This window comes from Syntrophomonas sp. UBA1041 (genome assembly GCF_002316705.1).
Taxonomy (GTDB): domain Bacteria; phylum Bacillota; class Syntrophomonadia; order Syntrophomonadales; family Syntrophomonadaceae; genus DTU019.
Window position 1 is genome coordinate 19,816 of record NZ_DCEA01000116.1, and the last position, 18,401, is coordinate 38,216.

General features: G+C 52.8%; 16 protein-coding genes, 2 tRNA genes and 1 pseudogene. 13 read left to right on the top strand and 6 right to left on the bottom strand.

Translation table 11 applies throughout. The features are described from left to right. Positions 1-107 precede the first annotated feature (107 nt). Positions 108-1,379, bottom strand: coding sequence for a helix-turn-helix domain-containing protein (locus B2633_RS16980; RefSeq protein ID WP_483171856.1), 1,272 nt, complete (start codon positions 1,377-1,379; stop codon positions 108-110). Positions 1,380-1,613: 234 nt separating this feature from the next. Here B2633_RS16980 and B2633_RS16985 point away from each other — a divergent pair, with 234 nt between their 5' ends. The 4 genes from B2633_RS16985 (at position 1,614) to folE (ending at position 5,344) form a co-directional block, all read left to right on the top strand. Further along, positions 1,614-2,204, top strand: a complete 591-nt coding sequence (locus B2633_RS16985; protein ID WP_483171857.1) for a nucleoside recognition domain-containing protein — start codon at positions 1,614-1,616, stop codon at positions 2,202-2,204. Between the two features lie 4 nt (positions 2,205-2,208). Beyond that, positions 2,209-2,745, top strand: coding sequence for a spore maturation protein (locus B2633_RS16990; RefSeq protein WP_481038028.1), 537 nt, complete (start codon positions 2,209-2,211; stop codon positions 2,743-2,745). 163 nt (positions 2,746-2,908) lie between these two features. Further along, on the top strand, positions 2,909-4,576 hold the full coding sequence (locus tag B2633_RS16995) for a formate--tetrahydrofolate ligase (RefSeq protein WP_483171858.1): 1,668 nt from the start codon (positions 2,909-2,911) through the stop codon (positions 4,574-4,576). 192 nt (positions 4,577-4,768) lie between these two features. Then, positions 4,769-5,344: a GTP cyclohydrolase I FolE gene (gene folE, locus B2633_RS17000; protein ID WP_483171859.1), complete on the top strand. Its 576-nt coding sequence runs from the start codon at positions 4,769-4,771 to the stop codon at positions 5,342-5,344. Positions 5,345-5,434: 90 nt separating this feature from the next. On the opposite strand, the gene B2633_RS17005 is transcribed toward folE, so the two are convergent. Then, positions 5,435-7,027, bottom strand: coding sequence for an aldehyde dehydrogenase family protein (locus B2633_RS17005; protein ID WP_483171860.1), 1,593 nt, complete (start codon positions 7,025-7,027; stop codon positions 5,435-5,437). 269 nt (positions 7,028-7,296) lie between these two features. On the opposite strand from B2633_RS17005, the gene nuoE reads away from it, so the two are divergent. Genes nuoE through B2633_RS17020 form a run of 3 tightly spaced genes read left to right on the top strand, consistent with a single transcriptional unit; the run spans position 7,297 to position 10,764 of the window. Beyond that, positions 7,297-7,740: an NADH-quinone oxidoreductase subunit NuoE gene (gene nuoE / locus B2633_RS17010; RefSeq protein WP_483171861.1), complete on the top strand. Its 444-nt coding sequence runs from the start codon at positions 7,297-7,299 to the stop codon at positions 7,738-7,740. A 53-nt stretch (positions 7,741-7,793) separates the two neighbouring features. After that, complete coding sequence (gene nuoF / locus B2633_RS17015; RefSeq protein WP_483171862.1) at positions 7,794-9,017, top strand: NADH-quinone oxidoreductase subunit NuoF; 1,224 nt, start codon at positions 7,794-7,796, stop codon at positions 9,015-9,017. A 22-nt stretch (positions 9,018-9,039) separates the two neighbouring features. Then, positions 9,040-10,764 carry an NADH-dependent [FeFe] hydrogenase, group A6 gene (locus B2633_RS17020; protein ID WP_483171863.1) on the top strand — a complete coding sequence of 575 codons (1,725 nt, stop codon included), beginning with the start codon at positions 9,040-9,042 and terminating at the stop codon, positions 10,762-10,764. A gap of 93 nt (positions 10,765-10,857) precedes the next feature. On the opposite strand, the gene B2633_RS17025 is transcribed toward B2633_RS17020, so the two are convergent. After that, the gene (locus B2633_RS17025; RefSeq protein ID WP_483171864.1) at positions 10,858-11,394 is read right to left on the bottom strand and encodes a DUF2726 domain-containing protein; all 537 of its coding nucleotides are present in this window, start codon (positions 11,392-11,394) and stop codon (positions 10,858-10,860) included. A gap of 286 nt (positions 11,395-11,680) precedes the next feature. Between B2633_RS17025 and B2633_RS17030 the strand changes: the two genes are divergently transcribed. Together B2633_RS17030 and thrC are read left to right on the top strand one after the other, a co-directional pair. Continuing rightward, complete coding sequence (locus B2633_RS17030; protein ID WP_483171865.1) at positions 11,681-12,421, top strand: prepilin peptidase; 741 nt, start codon at positions 11,681-11,683, stop codon at positions 12,419-12,421. Positions 12,422-12,542: 121 nt separating this feature from the next. Then, positions 12,543-14,042, top strand: coding sequence for a threonine synthase (gene thrC / locus B2633_RS17035; protein ID WP_483171866.1), 1,500 nt, complete (start codon positions 12,543-12,545; stop codon positions 14,040-14,042). 237 nt (positions 14,043-14,279) lie between these two features. Here the strand turns inward: thrC and B2633_RS17040 are convergent, their stop codons facing one another. Then, a complete protein-coding gene (locus tag B2633_RS17040; protein ID WP_483171867.1) occupies positions 14,280-15,488 on the bottom strand; it encodes a cofactor-independent phosphoglycerate mutase in 1,209 nt (402 codons plus the stop codon). 166 nt (positions 15,489-15,654) lie between these two features. On the opposite strand from B2633_RS17040, the gene B2633_RS17045 reads away from it, so the two are divergent. After that, a complete protein-coding gene (locus tag B2633_RS17045) occupies positions 15,655-16,341 on the top strand; it encodes a hypothetical protein (protein ID WP_483171868.1) in 687 nt (228 codons plus the stop codon). Positions 16,342-16,551: 210 nt separating this feature from the next. Here the strand turns inward: B2633_RS17045 and B2633_RS17050 are convergent. After that, a pseudogene (locus tag B2633_RS17050) lies at positions 16,552-16,661 on the bottom strand (spore photoproduct lyase); the annotation flags it as partial. Between the two features lie 109 nt (positions 16,662-16,770). Between B2633_RS17050 and B2633_RS17055 the strand changes: the two are divergent. Then, positions 16,771-17,640 carry an NAD(P)/FAD-dependent oxidoreductase gene (locus B2633_RS17055; RefSeq protein WP_483171869.1) on the top strand — a complete coding sequence of 290 codons (870 nt, stop codon included), beginning with the start codon at positions 16,771-16,773 and terminating at the stop codon, positions 17,638-17,640. Between the two features lie 3 nt (positions 17,641-17,643). Here the strand turns inward: B2633_RS17055 and B2633_RS17060 are convergent, their stop codons facing one another. Then, entirely contained in the window at positions 17,644-17,985 is a 342-nt protein-coding gene (locus B2633_RS17060; protein WP_483171870.1) for a hypothetical protein, read from the bottom strand. 259 nt (positions 17,986-18,244) lie between these two features. Between B2633_RS17060 and B2633_RS17065 the strand changes: the two genes are divergently transcribed. Next, positions 18,245-18,320, top strand: a tRNA-Asp gene (locus B2633_RS17065). 5 nt (positions 18,321-18,325) lie between these two features. Further along, positions 18,326-18,401: transfer RNA gene (locus B2633_RS17070), tRNA-Phe, on the top strand.

The window sequence follows — 18,401 nt, forward strand, 5'->3', positions numbered from 1 at the left end:
ATTTAATACCTGCAATTTCGGCAACAAAAACATAAAGAGGTTTAACATTTCTGATCGTTAGGTGGGTATTCTCACATGATGGGTGCGCTTTTGGGTTGCATAAGTGGTTATTTATTGCGCTTGTTTTGTATGATCAAAAACAATTTAGCGGCTGTCTCAGGGGGGATGGCCTGCAAACCCCGCTCATATTTGGAGAGAGTCTGCCGGCTCAGGCCTACTGCCCGGGCCAGTTCTTGCTGATGTATACCTGATTTATGGCGGTAATCTTTGATCAGAAAAGGATATTTGCATAAGTTTTCGGCTGATTTTGGCGTGGGAAAAGTGCCGATATTACCACTGTTCTGAACTGAAATGCCCGGCTGTATTTGCCACAGGCTTTCTGACAATTGCACTGAAATGGGGGTGTCCAACCAGGTCTTAAAATAGCCTTTGGTCCGCGTTGCAGGCTCCAGCTCCGATACTGCCTGCAATGCGCCGCATTGCATTAAACGGTCGTGGGCTTTGATGAAGCTGTCAATGGTATGGCCGGGATTGCGCTGGTTGACCAGGGAGCCGCAAAACTGCAGGATTCTCCTCGGGGTGGCCCGGGGCAGTTTGCCTCTCTTGCCGGCGATACTGCCTATAATAGTCCAGTAGGAGCCGATTTTCTTGGTGTTTGCGTCATGATAGGGGCTAAGTTGAAGTATCGAACGATGGAAATAGCCGATCCAGCGCACTGAGTCCCGGTTGAGAAAGTAGCCCAAGGCCTGACCGCATCGAACCCCAAACTCGATCCAGCGCCGCGAGCCCTGGCGGTGTTCCACATCAACAATATCCAGCAGGCGGTCCGCGTTTTGTCCGCCAAATACCATGGTATTGCCGCGTTTATAATCCTTCCAGGTCATGCTCAGCCGCAAATCGGCAATATACGAGACATGTTTCCTCAAGTCTTCCATGAGGGTGCTTTTGCGCCCGTTGCGAAGGTTTACCCCGCGCTTGCCGGCAATGTCTTCTAGAGATATCCAGGCAATATCTTTGCCGGGGTTGTGAAGCCGGGCGATTTCGGACAGGAGAATGATGAACACATCGCCGGTCTCAACAGATAAGCCGGACACGTTTTTTCTCAACTGCTGCGCAATTATAAAACCGGGTCTGGCCAGGCGTGGACTCATAAAGATCTTGCCATAATCAATTGCCCTGATGCCGGGAGGCATTTCGTAAAAAATGTAAATGCGTCCGTCCTTGGCTTCATAACTGAAGAGCGGGGAGCCGTAAAGGCCCGTGCCCCATAAGCCGCCGGGACCTGAGTAAAGGGAGCGCAATGCGGCCTGAACCAGGGGATTGATGGGGATGGCCAGGGCTTGCGAGTCCGGCGCCCCTTTGGAGACGATTCTGTCCAATCCAAGCTGCCTCCTCAAAGAAAATAGTTTATCTCTGATTCTATTTTACATGCTTTGACATGCCGTTTTAGGTCCGAAATCCCGGTTATCATTCACTTTTCTTCAACCAGGGCTTTAACATGTTTGCATCATAAGTGCAAAAACCTGTAGCAAGCGGGAACGGTGCGGCGTCCAGTTCTATTTTGCCGCATATGGACATAACCCTTTTACAAAAAGCGTTGAGGGGGATGTCCCGTGCTCAATCTGATCTGGTTGTTTCTGCTGGTCTCCGGCATTTTGGTCGCTGCCTGGCACGGCAACATTGAGGTGGTCACCTCAGCGGCCTTGCAGGCTGCTCGTGATGCGGTTGAGGTGTGCCTAAACCTGGTGGGGATTATGGCCCTGTGGCTGGGTATTATGAAAATCGCCGAGTCCGGAGGCCTGGTCAACGCCCTGGCCCGATTGCTCAGGCCTTTGATGGTGTGGCTGTTTCCCAGCGTGCCGCCTGACCACCCTGCCATGGGAGCCATTATTTTGAACCTCAGCGCCAATGTGCTGGGGCTGGGCAATGCCGCTACTCCTTTCGGAATGAAAGCCATGCAGCACTTGGACCAGATTAATCCCCGGCCCGGGGTGGCCTCGGAGGCTATGTGCACCTTTCTGGCCATGAACACTTCCTGCATCACTCTCTTGCCGGCTACCATTATCGGGGTCAGGGCGTCTTTTAACTCGGCCAATCCCACTGAGATCGTAGGCCCCTGTATTCTGGCCACCGCCTCCGCCATGGTAGTAGGCATGAGCGTGGATTACTGGTTCCGGCGCCGCAATCGACGCCGCAGGAGATAGGGCCATGCTGGTTAATGTGTTAAACGTCATTTCGCAATGGGCTATCCCTCTGCTCTTGCTCATCATTCCGCTTTATGGCTTCATCAAAAAAGTGCCTGTTTATGAAAAGTTTGTGGAAGGCGCTGAGGAGGGCTTTCGAACCGCTGTAAGAATCATCCCATTTCTGGTGGGGATGATGGTGGCTATTTCAGTCTTTCGCGCTTCCGGAGCCATGATGGTTTTAGGCAGCCTCTTAAAACCAATCACCGATTTGATCGCCGCCCCGGCTGAAATCATGCCTCTGGCTATTATGCGCCCGCTGTCCGGGAGCGCAGTTCTGGGCATGGCCGCCGAATTGATGAAGTTTCACGGGCCGGACTCATTTATAGGACGGCTGGCTTCAATTATGCAGGGCACCACCGATACCACCTTTTTTGTGCTCACGGTTTACTTTGGCTCCATCGGCGTCACCCGCTATCGCTATTCGGTTGTTTCCGGTCTGAGCGCGGATATAACCGGATTCCTGGTCTCTTTGTATTTATGCCACCGGCTATTTGGATAAACTAACAGCGCAAGGCATAGTGATAAATGGCCCTATACCCTAAAATCGCAGGGTCAGGGATTGGGCAAATTTATCATTATGCCTCAGATGAAGCATGGTTTCTGTCCCGAATTATGGTAGAATCAAACATGACATTGCGAAAATTGTAACAGGAGGGACCGCCATGAAAAGTGACATCGAAATCGCGCAGGAGACCCATATGAAGCCGATAACAGATGTTGCAGCGTCATTGGGATTAACTGATGATGACATCGAGCTTTACGGCAAGTACAAAGCCAAAGTCGCCTTGCCGGTTTGGGAGCGCATCAAAGACCGGCCGTCAGGCAAACTGGTATTGGTAACCGCCATCACCCCCACCCCGGCCGGAGAAGGCAAAACCACTACTACGGTAGGTCTGGGACAGGCTTTGAATAGAGTGGGCAAAAAGGCCGTCATCGGGCTGCGAGAGCCCTCACTGGGGCCGAGCTTCGGCATCAAGGGCGGCGCGGCCGGAGGAGGATACAGCCAGGTGGTCCCCATGGAAGACATCAACCTGCATTTTACCGGAGACATCCATGCCGTAACCACCGCCCACAATCTGCTGGCAGCTATGCTGGACAACCACCTTCATCAGGGCAACAGCCTGGGCATTGATCCCCGCCAGGTGGTCTTGCGCCGGGCCATGGATTTGAATGAACGGGCCTTGCGCAACATAGTGCTGGGACTGGGCGGTAAGATCAACGGCGTGCCCCGGGAATCTGGTTTTGATATCAGCGTGGCCTCAGAAGTGATGGCAGCTTTATGTTTGGCCACCGACCTCATGGATCTGAAAGAACGTTTCAAACGCATCGTAGTTGCCTATACATATGACGGCCAGCCGGTTACCGCCAACGACCTCAAAGCGGCCGGCTCCATGACCCTCTTGATGAAAGATGCCATCAAGCCGAACCTGGTACAGACCCTGGAAGGCACCCCGGCCTTTATACATGGCGGGCCGTTTGCCAACATCGCCCACGGCGCCAACAGCATCATCGCCACCCGCATGGGGATGAAACTGGGCGACTATATGGTTACTGAGGCCGGTTTCGGGGCTGATTTGGGGGCGGAGAAATTCTTCGACATCGTGTGCCGATACGGTGAGATGAAGCCAGACGCGGTAGTAGTGGTGGCGTCGGTGAGGGCTTTGAAAAACCACGGCGGAGTTGGCAAAGAACAGCTGTCCCGCCCCAACTTGCAGGCGGTGGAAACGGGCTTTGCCAATCTGGAAAAACAACTGGAGAACATCAAAAAATTCGGGGTACCGCCGGTAGTGGCTTTAAACGAATTCCCCACCGATACTGCGGAAGAAACCGCATACATTGTCAGCCGCTGCCAGGGAATGGGCGTAGAGGTTGCACTGTCCCGGGTCTGGGCCGAGGGCGGCGCCGGTGGTGAAGAACTGGCCCACAAAGTGATCAGGGCTGCCGAAGGGCCGAGTGATTTTCGCTTTTTATATCCGCTGCAGCTTGCGGTGAAGGAAAAAATAGCAGCAATTTGCCAGGAGATTTACGGTGCGGATGGGGTGACCTACAGCAGCGAAGCCAATCGGGTCATCGCCACCCTGGAGAATCTTGGTTATGGGTTATTGCCCATCTGCATTGCCAAAACCCAATATTCACTGTCAGATAACCCGGACTTAAAGGGGAGGCCGCAGGGCTTCAGGGTAAATGTGCGTGAGGTGCGGCTGTCGGCCGGAGCGGGCTTTATTGTCGCCATAGCCGGAAATATTATGACCATGCCCGGCCTGGGCAAAACCCCGGCTGCGGAAAACATAGACATTAAGGAAAACGGTGAAATCGTAGGGCTCTTTTAAATTCTTGCGGGGACGGCAGGCTGTGTAAAAATTTCGAAATTGAAAACCTGATTCTCGAAAGTGGGATGCGGGCGGGATATACAGTCAATAAACTAGCCTCCGTCCCCAATAACGGCTAAAAATCAGCTATAAGTGGGGCGGCTGAAAACCGCAAAATAGTTTTCACACAAGCCGCATAGGAGGGTCTGAATAGTGGAACGTAGACCGATAGATAAGGAAAAAATCGAGCAAGCGGTATTGATGATTCTGGAGGCGATGGGAGAAAACCCGCAGCGGGAAGGCCTGCTGGATACGCCTAAAAGAGTGGCCCGCATGTACGAAGAGATCTTTGCCGGCTGTGACCAGGACCCGCGCGAGTTTCTGCAGGTGTCTTTTACTGAATATCATGATGAATTAGTCCTGGTCAAAGACATCCCCCTTTATTCCATGTGTGAGCATCATCTTCTGCCCTTTTACGGCAAAGCGCATGTAGCTTACATTCCCAAGGGAGGCCGCGTGGTGGGGATCAGCAAGCTGGCCCGGGTGGCGGATGCCTACGCCCGGCGTCCCCAGTTGCAGGAACGGCTGACCTCGCAGATCGCCGACTGTATTTATGAAACCGTCAAACCCTTCGGAGTAGCTGTGGTGATACAGGCCGAGCATATGTGCATGACCATGCGCGGAGTGCGCAAGCCCGGGGCTTTAACTGTCACTTCAGCAGTGCGGGGGCTTTTCGAGACCCGCGCCCAAACCCGCAACGAGCTGCTGTCCCTGATTCTAAACGATTAGTGACCGGTGGGACTGAACAGGGGAATGCTTCTCCTGTTCAGTCCGGTTGCTGTGGCGGCAATAGGGGAAGGCCCTTTTTGGCCACGCTTCTTACATCCTCACAAACTGGGACTGATTGCTTTTGAAGATATCCCAGAACAATGCCTGACCTTTAGGATTGGCGGTCACCAGTGAGGGCAGGGAGAATGTTTTTAAGGCTTCGCCTACCGACAGGGTTCCTTCCGCAGAGTCCTTGCGCCCGGTAAAAGGCAGTTCATCAGGACTGCGCCGGCATTGCGAGTTCAAATTGATGCGGGCCACCATATTGGCCAGTACATCGATAAAGCGGGCACAGCTTTGCGGGTTTTGGCTGAAAATGCTGGCCTGCTGGCCGTATTTGCTGTGCCGCATGTAATCTACGAGCTCGCTCTGGCCGGTAAAAACCCCAATCGGCAAAACCGGCCCGAACTGCTCCACCTGTGCGATTTTCATTTCCAGATTTACGGGGAAAAGAATGGTCGGATACCATAAGGTCCCCGGGCCCAACCCGCTGCGCTGATTGCTCACCCGGGCGCCTAGGGAGACTGCGTCGTCCAGCAGTTCCTGCAGCCATTCCGCCCGGTCCTTCCCGGGCAGCGGGGTGATTACCACTCCATCCTCCCAGGGCATGCCGCATACCAGCCTGTCCGCTTTCTCACTGATAATCTCCACAAACCGCTCCACAACATCCTGGTGCACCAACACCTGTTTGATGGCGGTGCAGCGCTGTCCGTTGTACTCCATAGCCCCGTCCAAACACTCCTGCGCGGCCAGCTCAAGGTCAGCATCCGCAAAAACAAAAGCCGGATTTTTGGCTTCCAGGCCCAAAACCGTAGTCAGGCGATTAGGGCGGGGATGCAGTGAAACCAGGTGATTGGCCACCGCGGCGGAGCCGATAAAGGCCAGGATTTCAACATCTCCCCGGGACATGAGCGGGTCTATGATGCTCTCGCCCTCGCCGTAGATAACATTGACCACTCCCGGAGGGAAAGCCGCCGCAAAAGCGTCTGACAGCATCATACTGCATAAACAGCCGTAGCGGGGCGGCTTTATCACCACCGCATTGCCCATCAGCAGAGCGGGGATGACCATAGCAAAGGTTTCATTTAAGGGATAATTGAAGGGCCCCAGGCATAAAGCCACCCCCAGCGGGGTTCTGCGCAAAACGGAAACATAAGCGCCGCTGCGGCTGATGCGCGCTGATGAATTGAGGTTGCTCTCCAGATATGCGATGGAGTCTTCAATGTACTTAATGGTACGTTCAAACTCGTCCCGGCAGGCTGAATAGGGTTTAGCGATTTCCCACATCTCCATGCGAACAAAAGGCTCCTCCAATTCACGCAGCATCTCCAGGAAGCACTCCAGGGCCGAGATGCGCTGGGATGCAGTCATCAAGGGCCAGCGCCCGGCGCCGTCCCGATAGGCGATTCTGGCGGAGCTCAAAGCCCTTATTGCCTCTTCCGGGCCGAGCTGCGCAACCGCTCCCAGATAAACCCCGTCTTGATCTTTTAAAGAGCTCTTTCCGATAGGGGAATAAACCGGTGCATTAGGCCCTTTCCAGGTCAGGACCTGGCCTCCGATCAGGTAATCCAAACCATCATTTACCGGGGTGATACGGCAGTAATCAGGCACTGACCGCATGTCGAAATCAGTCATTATTGTCATCGAAACACCTCGAAAAATAAAAAATTTTGTAATACAACATTGGGGGAAATATTTCAAACCGCATTTTAATAAGGAATCATAAGTAATCATATCTGCGGACGAGTTATAATGATATAAATTTAATAATTTGGAGAAATTCCATAAAATTTGCTTCAAATTGACAAAGACAAGCTTCCTCAGGCTTTTATTATTTTGCCCCTATCAGTTATCTTTATATAAGTGGCCTGTTACAGTTCAGGCCTTCAATTTAGGGGAAAGGAGGAATGTGAATGGATTACAAGGGTATTATTGCCAAGTACAAGGATGTACCGGGGGGAATCATCGAAGCTTTCCATGCTGTACAAAAACAATTCAACTATTTGCCCGAAGAGGCCATTGTTGAAGCAGCCAAGATCTTCAACGTGCCAGTAGCTGAAGCGTATGGAGTAGCAACTTTTTACTCTTATCTTTCAGTTGAACCCAGAGGAAAAAATGTGATACGTATTTGTGAAAGTGCTCCCTGTCACATAGCGGGAGCAGATGAAGTGGTAGCGGCTTTGGAAAGAGAACTTGGCATCATGATGGGTGAAACCACGGATGATGGCAAGTTTACCTTAGAGTATACCGAGTGCGTAGGACAATGCCAGGCCACTCCTGTAATTACTGTCAACGGCAAGCCTTATGCAGGCGTATCTCCGGCTCAGATTGCGGCAATTCTGGCGGAATATAGATAGAATCGCCTCCGCCATTCATGATTAATAACAAACCTCAGAAAGGAGGTCGTACGATGGCCGAAGAACTGCGCATCGTATTGCGTAACTACGGCAAGATCGACCCGCTCAATATAGACTCCTATATTGCTCAGGGTGGATATAAGGCCCTGGAGAAGGCCCGCGGCACGGATCAGAAAGGCTTAATCGATGAGGTAAAGAAATCTGGTTTAAGGGGCCGTGGAGGTGCCGGATTTAACTGTGGTCAGAAGTGGTGGTTCGCCTATATGGCACAAGCGGATCAGAAATATGTGGTATGCAATGCTGATGAAGGTGAACCCGGAACTTACAAAGACCGGTTAATCATGCAGAATGATCCCCAGTCTCTCCTCGAAGGAATGGCCATTTGCGCCTATGCCATCGGAGCCGACAAAGGCTATATTTATTGCCGGGGCGAATATCCTTATGTAGTGGATGTTCTCAACCAGGCCATTGCTCAGGCTAAAGATAAAGGCGTCCTGGGCGATTTTGACATTGAAGTGAGAATGGGCGCCGGAGCCTATGTATGCGGCGAAGAGACTGCCTTGATCGAATCCATCGAGGGCAGCAGGGGCGAGCCTCGTTTTAAACCGCCTTTCCCGCCGGCACAGGGCTTGTGGCAGAAACCCACCATCGTCAATAATGTTGAAACCTTTGCCAATATCCCGGTAATCGTGGATAAAGGGGCCGAATGGTTTGCCGCCATAGGAGCGCCTGATTATCCCGGAACCAAAGTGTTCACTTTAACCGGCGACATCAACAACAAAACCTTCTTCGAAGTACCCACCAACACGACTATCAGAGAAATCGTTTACAAGCTGGGGGGGGGAATCCCCGGCGACAGAAAATTCAAAGCGGTCCAAATCGGGGGGACCTCAGGGGCATTTATTCCCGAGGCTGATCTGGACACGCCGGTGGCTTTTGATGCCATGGCCGCGGTTGGCGCGACCCTGGGTTCTGGTGCGGTATTCGTTCTGGATGACAGTCGCGACATAGTGGATGTGGTTACCCGGATTGCCGGATTCTTTGAACATGAGTCCTGTGGGAAGTGCGCCCCGTGCAGAGAAGGCACCATGCGCACTGCGGAATTGATGGAAAAGATCGAAGCGGGCGAAGGATCGATTGATGACGTTGCTTTGCTGGAAAAGATAGGCCGGGTTATGTCGTACTCCTGCCTGTGCGGGCTGGGACAAGCGGCGCCAACACCGGTATTGAGCACTATCAGGCATTTCAAAGCCGACTATAATGCCAAATTATTGTAGGGGAGCAAAGGAGGGAAACTAATTGGTAAACATCACAATAAACGGAATGAATGTATCCGTTCCCGAAGGCTCAACCATCCTGCAGGCGGCACAGCAAGTCGGTATCCATATTCCTACTCTGTGTTATCACCCTGATCAGTCCATTAAGGCCAACTGCAGGGTGTGCGTTTGCGAAGTCGAAGGCAACAGACTTCTGCAAGCAGCCTGTTCGGCCCCAGTCTTCGAAGGCATGGTTGTCAGAACCAATACCCCCAAGGTCTTGGAAGCCCGGAAGACCATTGTAGAGATGATTTTGGCCAATCATCCCCAGGATTGCCTCAACTGCATCAGGAACGGGGCCTGCGAACTGCAGACCCTGGCTGAGGAATTGATCATTCGCGACAATCCCTTTGAATTGATGATTCGCGGCTATGATAAAGACACCTCCACCCCGTCGCTGTTCAGGGATCCTGATAAATGCGTCCTATGCCGGCGCTGTATTGAGGCCTGCTCGGTAATCCAGAGCGTAAACGCCTTAGGGATTGAAGGCCGCGGCAACAACGCCATGGTGGTCCCTTCGCTGGGCAAAGACCTGATCGACAGCCCATGCGTAATGTGCGGTCAGTGCATTCACGCCTGCCCGGTGGGAGCTATCGGCGAAATCGAAAATATCGACCAATTCCTGGCCGCGGTGGCCGATCCCGAGACTATTGTGGTCACTCAGATCGCCCCTGCAGTCAGACTCGCCATCGCTGAGGAGATTGGCATGGCGACCGGCGAACTTCCCATGGATGTATTCGTAAACGGGCTGCGCCAGATCGGCTTCGACTATGTCTTGCACACCAACTTTACCGCCGACCTGACCATTCTGGAAGAAGGCAACGAGCTGTTGAAGAGAGTGAAAGAAGGCGGCACCCTGCCCATGTTTACCTCCTGCAGCCCGGGTTGGATCAACTTCTGTGAAACCTTCTATCCCGACCTGTTGGATAACCTGTCCACCTGCAAATCGCCGCAGCAGATGTTTGGCGCCCTGGTAAAGACCTACTGGGCGGAAAAGATGAACATCAGCCCTGCCAAGATTTTCAGCGTGTCGATCATGCCCTGTGTGGCCAAAAAGTTTGAGGCGGATCGCCCCGAAATGAGGGACAGCGGCTACAAAGATGTGGATATCGTTTTAACCACCCGCGAGATCGGGCGTCTGTTCAGACAGAGCGGCATCGATTTCAACAAGCTGCCCCCGTCAAACTTCGATTCCTGGATGGGAGCCTACACCGGCGCTGCGGTTATCTTCGGAGCCTCCGGCGGAGTTATGGAAGCAGCTTTAAGAACGGTTTATGAAGTGGTCACCGGCAACACCCTGGAAGATGTCAATTTTACTACAATTCGCGGTTTTGACGGCATCAAAGAGGCCACTGTCGATCTGAACGGCCTGGAAGTGAACGTGGCCATCGCCCACAGCCTTTCCAATGCCCGCAAGCTGATGGATCAAGTGAGGGCCGGAGAGTCGCCCTATCACTTCATCGAGATCATGGCCTGTCCGGGCGGCTGTATCGGCGGCGGCGGACAGCCCATCACCAAGCGCAATCAGAAGCGCATCGAGCGTATTGATGCCATTTATCTCGAGGACGAGGGGCTGTCCATCAGGAAATCCCATGAAAATCCCGAAGTCAAGGTGCTTTACGATGAATTCCTGCATGAGCCGTTGGGACACAAGTCTCATGAACTTCTGCACACCCATTATCACGACAAAAAGAAAAAGTACCTCTAAGCAGATCTTATTCGCAATAAAAAACCGTGTCGCGGAGAATGCCTGCGACACGGTTTTTACTTGTCTGGTGGCGGGCATGACTTCTGATACAATCTATATGGCCAGGCCGGCTGCTTGAAAAGTTGCCAAAAGATCCTGGCTGCCAGGCAGGTTGGCAACGTCCAGGCCGGTATAAGGCAGCCCCGCGGCTTCCAGGGCCCGCAGGGTAAAACGGTCGCCGGCCGATTTCTTTCTGGCCTCGCTGGGATTGCCGGCAAATACCACCAGCAATGGCTCCAGATTATTACTGGCACAGATGACGAAATCGACCCGGCGGTCTTTAACCCTCTCCAAATATTCCTGGCGGCGCGGGGTGTCGGCAGGCATCGACAGCAGATCAGCCAGCCGCACCTTGGGAAATACTACATAGCGGTCATCCAGGGTTTCGGATATCAGGCGGAAACCTGACAGTTCGCGCGCATTGAGAATGAAATCACGCTTACGGTAAGGCATATCGTTGAGGTCAACCCAGGCGTTGCTCAAATCTATGACTTTGCCCTCCCGTTTGGTTTTGACCTGCTGCTCTTTATAAGCGTCCCAGGCAAATTTGGCGACAACTGCTATGATCAATAAAGCCAGTAACTGTCCCAAAATTACCACCTCCCGGGCAGAATGTTGTAAAATATTGCCATAACCTGTTGCGTTATCACTTTATTGTTAGAAAAAAGTGCTGTTAATTATTCCAGGGAGATCAAGCCCTGGTTTGGGGTATACGTCTGTTGGGGGCATCGATATGGGCTGGCAGGATCTTAATGCCTGCATTAATTTTATTAATTATATTACTATTATATACTGATAACTGCCATGATTTGCTCTGATACTATTTATTATTAAAAAATCATCGCTCCTAGTTTTATTTTTGGAGGAAACCTTGCCCATGCTGGCTATTATAATCTTGTTGGGTCTGTTCATCGGGAGCTTTTTAAATGTCTGCATCTGGCGTTTGCCGCGGGCTCAGTCTACAGTCTGGCCGGGATCTTATTGCCCGGTCTGCGGGCATGACCTGCAGGCCGGCGATTTGATACCGCTATTGAGCTTTGTGCTCCGGCGGGGTTCTTGCCGGTATTGCGGCCAGGCCATCGCCTGGAGGTATCCGCTTGTCGAAGCTGGCACTGCGCTGGGCATGGCGGCACTATACGCCCATTCGGGATGGGGCTGGCAGTTCTTGCAAGATGCCTTATTATTCTGCGGACTGCTTGTGGCCTCTGCCATTGATATGGAACTGCGGATTATACCCAACCGGCTTTTAACATTTATGACCCTGGCTTTTTTAATGCTGTGTTTGCTGTTTTCACCAGAGCGGTTTTGGCCTGCGTTTTGGGGCGCATTGAGTGCCGGGCTCCTGCTGTTGGCGCCAGCTCTTCTGTATCCGGGCGGCATGGGGGGAGGGGATATAAAAATGGCGGCAGTGATCGGCCTTTATCTGGGCTGGCCTTCCTCCTTGCTGGCCATATTTTTGGGGATATTAATAGGCGCGGCAGCCGGCCTGGGATGGATGGTGAGACAGCATAAAGATCTCAAAGCCGCGATTCCATTGGGGCCATTCCTGAGCCTGGGGGCTATGCTGACCCTCTTGTGGGGGGAACAGATCCTGGCCTGGTACAAGCAGTTTTATTAACCTGTATCAGGAGAATCAGGCTTTCATATAGAATGCTTTCAGTATAAAATGAAGAACAAGCCCTGTTAGGCAGGCCGCTTCGCCCGGCCAGCCCGGGAGCATCAATAAGGAGATGGATTAAGTGCAATATCAGAGCAGCCGGGGAAACAGCCCCAGCGTAACGGCCGCTCAGGCCATTATAAACGGCATCGCACCGGATGGCGGCCTGTACATACCGGATAAGATACCCTCATTGAGTAAAGAGGATTTTATAAATTGGATCGACCTGCCCTATCAAGGCCGGGCGCAAACTGTTCTGCAGCAATATCTGACCGATTTCAGCCCCGCAGAGGTGTCAGACTGCATTAAGGCCGCTTATAACCAGCGCAACTTCGACAGTGCCCAGATCGCGCCCCTTATAGAATTATCGCCCCGGCTGCACATGCTGGAACTGTGGCACGGCCCCACCAGCGCCTTCAAGGACATGGCCCTGCAGATACTGCCGCATCTGCTGACAACAAGTATGAAAAAGACCGGAGAGAATAATCAGATCGTTATCCTGGTGGCCACTTCCGGAGATACCGGCAAAGCGGCCCTGGAGGGATTCAGGGATGTAGCCGGGACACAGATCGTGGTGTTTTATCCCGCTCAGGGGGTCAGCCAGGTGCAGCGCCTGCAGATGGTCACCCAAGCCGGGGAGAATGTAAACGTAGCAGGTGTTACCGGTAACTTTGACGATGCGCAGAACGGGGTCAAGAAAATTTTTGGCGATCAGGACTTCATCGGCCGTTTGGCCGGGAATAATTTGAAGATGTCGTCGGCCAACTCCATAAACTGGGGCCGGCTGTTGCCGCAAATCGTATACTACTTATCCGCCTATGCCGATCTGCTGCGGGAAGGGCGCATTGAATACGGGGAAGCGGTTAATATCGTAGTGCCGACCGGCAACTTCGGCAACATTCTGGCGGCCTTTTACGCGCGGCAAATGGGGCTGCCGGTGGGGCGTTTGATCTGTGCCGCCAATGCCAATAATATTCTGACCGACTTTATAAACAGCGGGGTCTATGACCGCAACCGCCCCTTTTATAAAACCATATCCCCTTCCATGGATATTCTGATCTCTTCCAATCTGGAGCGGCTTCTGGCCGAGGTCAGCGGGCATGATTTTCAGCAGGTAAACGCATGGATGAAACAGCTTTCCGCAGCCGGGCGCTATGAGGTCAGCGGCCTGGTGCGGGATAAAATACAAGAATTGTTCTGGTCTGATTTCGGGGATGATCGCCAGACCATCGCGACCATCCGCAAGACCTGGGATACGTATCAATACCTGGCGGACACGCACACCGCGGTGGCCTTGTGCGTTTATGACCGTTATCGGGAGAAGACCGGGGATAATCGCACCACCATCATAGCCTCAACCGCCAGCCCCTTCAAGTTTGGCAGCAGCGTGGCCGAGGCCATTCTCCCCGAAGCCATCCGGGCCGGCAAAGATGAATTCAGCTTGATCCGCTTCCTGTCTGAATGGACCGGAAGCGAGGTTCCCCAAGGCATACGAGACCTGGATAAGCGTCCGGTCTTGCACGACACCACCACCAGCCCGGCCGATATGCAAAACACCGTGGCCAGGTTCCTCAAGCTGTAAATATTGGGACGAGGACGAAAGCAGGCACAGGCAGGCAAAATAACCGTCAGATTGTGAAAACTATCTGTGGTTTTCAATCGCCCCACTTACAGCCGATTTTTGGCTTTTATTTGGGGCGGAGGCTAGTCTGTTGACCGGAACAACTCGTTCCTCTCCCGCTTTGGAGAATTCAATCGCCAATTTAGGGACTTTTCACACCGCCTGCCGTCCCCGTGCCTGGCTGTGTACTTTTACTGCTCAGCCTTTGATGAAATAGTCCATAACCTGGTGTCCGGCCGGGAAATGGCGGCCTTCTCGGGCGGACTCCTCGTCGTAGCGGCCTATTCCGCCTATCACCGGGTTGTTCTTGTCAAATATCATATAAGGAACCATCCCGCTGCTGTGGGTTCTAATCGACAGCGGGGTGGGATGATCGGGTATGATCATCACCCGCAGGTCGTCGAATTTATCCAGTTCGGAGCGCAGCAGGCCCACCACTTCTTTGTCGATCTGTTCAATGCTCCACAATTTGGCTTTCAAGTTGCCCTGATGGCCGGCTTCGTCCGGAGATTCAATATGCATATATACAAAGTCCTGCCCGCCCAGGAGCTCATTTAAAGCAGCCCGGGCTTTGCCGGCGAAATTGGTCTCAACTGCGCCGGTTGCACCGGGTACGGCCACCGGACGCAGCCCGGCACAAATTCCCAGGCCTTTGACCAGATCGACGGCGGCCACCACAGATCCCTGTAATCCGTATTTATCGGCAAAACTATCTAAAGCCGGCTTTTTGCCCTGCCCCCAGAACCAGGCGGAAAGCGCCGGGTTTTTTCCCTGTCGGCGACGCTCAATATTAACCGGATGATTTTCCAATAAGACCAGGCTTCTTTCCATCAGCTCGAGCAAGGCTGTGCTGTCTTTGCCCTGAGGCAGATAGTCTTTCACCACTCTGCCCGAGATATCATGGGGCGGGGTCAATTCCATTATCCGCTCATGCCCGTCTTTCCACAGCAAGAGGTGGCGGTAGCTTATCCCGGGATGGAAGCTCAATTGGTCATTTCCCAGCTCGCCTTGTAAGAAGCCAATCAACTGCCTGGATTCCTCAGTGCTGATTTCTCCGGCGCTGTAATCGACCATTGTACGGTGTGCGTAGCAAGAGCCCTCGGACAATGTGACCAGATTGCAGCGTAGCGCCAGGTCAGTATCGCTCATGGAAACACCCATACTGACTGCTTCTATAGGGCTGCGGCCGGTATAGTAAAGCCTGGGATCATAACCCAGAACCGACAAATTGGCGACGTCGCTCCCTGGCGGGAAACTCTGGGGAATGGTCTGCGCGGTTCCGATCACAGCGGTTTTAGCCAGAAAATCTATATTCGGCGTTTGCGCATACTGCAGAGGGGTTGTATTGTCCAGTGCTTCGATCGGCTCGTCAGCCATCCCATCGGCCAGGATGAGCAGGTATTTCATATTGTTTCCTCCTCGCAATGATTAGAATCAGTATAGCATCTCCGGGCCGGGATGATAAGACGCCCGCCAGCGCCAATCATTATGAACGGCCGGCTCCAGCTGGAATTGCTATATAATGGCACGACCCTTATAATTAACTTAGAAGCAGTAAAAAGGAGGCGTTATCATGGGCAGCAAATTTTGGGATTCCTATCCGCTGGTTGTAGAAGGCATGCTGCAAGCCCTGCCGCCGGGTTTCACATTTTACCTCTCCAATCTGGAAAAAGTGATCTTTAAGGCTCCGGCCGATTCCGTTCCGGGAGTAAAAGTAGGGGAGCCTTATGTACCCCATGGACCCTCCGGAACCGCCATTCGCACCGAGCAAGTGGTGGCTATGGAATTGGATCTCAGCTACTACGGAGAACCTATAAAGGTATTTGCCGCTCCGATATTTGACGACGACCAACCGGACTTGCTATTGGGCGCCTTCGCCATGTCACTGAGCCGCGACAGCGCCTTTTCCCTGCGCAAACTGGCCAACACCTATCAAGTGGGGACGGCCGAGATGGGCATCGCCCTGAAAAGGCTGGCAATGGAAAGCCACGATGTGAAAATCAACAACGCCGTGCTCTACAAGCATATCCAGAACGTCCAGCAATCCCTGCATCAGATAGAGGACAGCGGCCCCCTCTGTGAGGAAACCGGCAATGCCTTACAGGCCATAAGAGCAGATTTGGATATGATCATGTCTGAATCACAGGCAATCGTGCAGCGCAGCGATCAGCAGGCCAGCTTGATGCAGGTCTTAAGCAACCGGATCAAAGAGCTGACCGAAACCATAGAAGAATTAAATCGCATCGCCCATGAGATCTAACCGCAGGAAGTCATGCGGGACAAGTAATGTTCCGCATACCCTATGGGACGCAAATCGCCCGGTAGCAAGGCCGCGAAATGCCTGAGCGGTTAGATGATCCGTCAATCACATCGCCGGGAAAGCGCTCGGCGATTTCCTTTTCAAGAAGACCACTTAATTGCGGCTGGCGATTCTTTATCACAAACATAAACGAGTTTTCCATCGCACGTATTCTTGCGTGGCTTTTTTATCATAAACGTATTTTCCATAACCGAACTGTCTGAACTTGAATTAACGAGATTGTTTTCGTCCATAGGCAAAACACTGTCAGGAAAGACCCGCCATGCGGTTTCTGTCCCGGGCGGTGACATTTAAGTCAATCAAATGCACCAGTTAGGTTATAGGCATGAGTTAGGGCGCATACTGTTAGCAGAGTAAAGGAGGGATAAGATGCGGCATGCAGATTATGATGTGGTAGTTTTAGGCTGTGGACCGGCCGGCTTATCGGCCGCCGTCAACGCCACCATCCGCAACAAAAAGGTTCTGGTCATCGGGGGAGACCCCTGCAGCCCGCCTATGCACAAGGCGCAGAAGATCGACAACTACTTGGGGCTGCCCGCCACCAGCGGCGCCGAACTCTTGAAGCGCTTCATGGATCACGCCCAGGCCATGGATATAGAAATCGTCAACGGCAAAGTGGACTTGATCAATGACACCGGAGCGGGCTACCAACTCCTGCTGCAGGATGAATTTATCAACAGCAAAACCATCATTATAGCCACCGGGGTTCCCTACAAAAGCACCCTGCCCCGGGAAGAAGAACTGCTGGGCAAGGGACTGGGCTATTGCGCCACCTGCGACGGTCCGCTGTACCGGGATAAAACCGTGATGCTCATCTCCCATAATGAGGAGGGGGAAAACGAAGCCGATTTCATGGTGCAAATCTGCCGTAATGTCTATTATGTGCCCCTGTATAAAAAGGTTGGAACCATGGATGCCCGTGTTAAGGTTTTGCAGGAAAGACCGCGAGAGATCGTAGGGGAAAACGAAGTAACCGGGGTGCGCATGACCAATGATCAGGTCATCCCGGTCGACGGGCTGTTCATCCTGGGGGGCGAAACTTCGCCCAGCCGGCTGGTGCCGGGATTGGAGATGGAAGACCGCCACATAAAGGTAAACCGCAAACAGGAAACCAATCTTCACGGCGTTCTGGCCGCCGGCGACTGCACCGGCAAGCCCTATCAGGTGGCTAAATCAATCGGGGAAGGGCAGGTGGCCGGGCTGCAGGCCAGCCTGTTGGCATCCCAGGCCCGGCCGTAGGGTCTATTCCGGGGAGGAAGGCGGTTGAGGGTCTTCTTGCAGCCTCGGGTCATTTTCTGACCGGGCTTTGCTAAGATTGCCGTACCGCGACCGGGCGTTTTCTGACCGCGATAAATAACTGCCCGAGGGCGGTTGGGCTTTTTCCTGACCCTGCAATGGCTTCCTCAAGGGAAGGGATGATTTTTCCTGATCCTTAAATAAGCCGAATTCATACAACATACTGTCAACGCCGTAAAAGACAACATCGAAGAACTCGTTTAAAAAATTTCTCCCGGTGTCGCCCCTGGCCATTCGCATGGCATAACTGCGCTGCTTGGGGTGTACATCCGCTTTGTGTTCTGGCATAATAACACCTCTTTTGGCTTAGTATTTGCCCGGGCGGCTCAAATATGACGGCAAGAACCGGCAATAAAGGCGGAAAAAACCGCTTTAACACGGTTGGCAGAAGAATGTATAATAAAATATTGCCACGGCAAGCATTAATATTATCCAATAAATTACATATTCTCAGGAACAGGCGCCATGACAGTATCGCTGCTCAACGACAGAAAATGACTGGTGTGTTGACTAAAAAAGCAGGTGATGCTATAATAAATTTCGTTGCGGAGCCGTGGTGTAGCGGTCAACATGCCGGCCTGTCACGCCGGAGATCGAGGGTTCAAATCCCTTCGGCTTCGCCATATTAGCCTCGGTAGCTCAGCTGGTAGAGCAGCGGACTGAAAATCCGCGTGTCGGTGGTTCGATTCCGCCCCAAGGCACCA

Bases quoted from the DNA above. Each gene is read 5' to 3' on its own strand.
- nuoF (WP_483171862.1), top strand. From the start codon at position 7,794: ATGGCCGAAGAACTGCGCATCGTATTGCGTAACTACGGCAAGATCGAC.
- B2633_RS17005 (WP_483171860.1), bottom strand. From the start codon at position 7,027: ATGACAATAATGACTGATTTCGACATGCGGTCAGTGCCTGATTACTGC.
- nuoE (WP_483171861.1), top strand. From the start codon at position 7,297: ATGGATTACAAGGGTATTATTGCCAAGTACAAGGATGTACCGGGGGGA.
- B2633_RS17045 (WP_483171868.1), top strand. From the start codon at position 15,655: ATGGGCAGCAAATTTTGGGATTCCTATCCGCTGGTTGTAGAAGGCATG.
- B2633_RS16995 (WP_483171858.1), top strand. From the start codon at position 2,909: ATGAAAAGTGACATCGAAATCGCGCAGGAGACCCATATGAAGCCGATA.
- B2633_RS17030 (WP_483171865.1), top strand. From the start codon at position 11,681: ATGCTGGCTATTATAATCTTGTTGGGTCTGTTCATCGGGAGCTTTTTA.
- B2633_RS17040 (WP_483171867.1), bottom strand. From the start codon at position 15,488: ATGAAATACCTGCTCATCCTGGCCGATGGGATGGCTGACGAGCCGATC.
- B2633_RS17055 (WP_483171869.1), top strand. From the start codon at position 16,771: ATGCGGCATGCAGATTATGATGTGGTAGTTTTAGGCTGTGGACCGGCC.
- B2633_RS16990 (WP_481038028.1), top strand. From the start codon at position 2,209: ATGCTGGTTAATGTGTTAAACGTCATTTCGCAATGGGCTATCCCTCTG.
- B2633_RS17060 (WP_483171870.1), bottom strand. From the start codon at position 17,985: ATGCCAGAACACAAAGCGGATGTACACCCCAAGCAGCGCAGTTATGCC.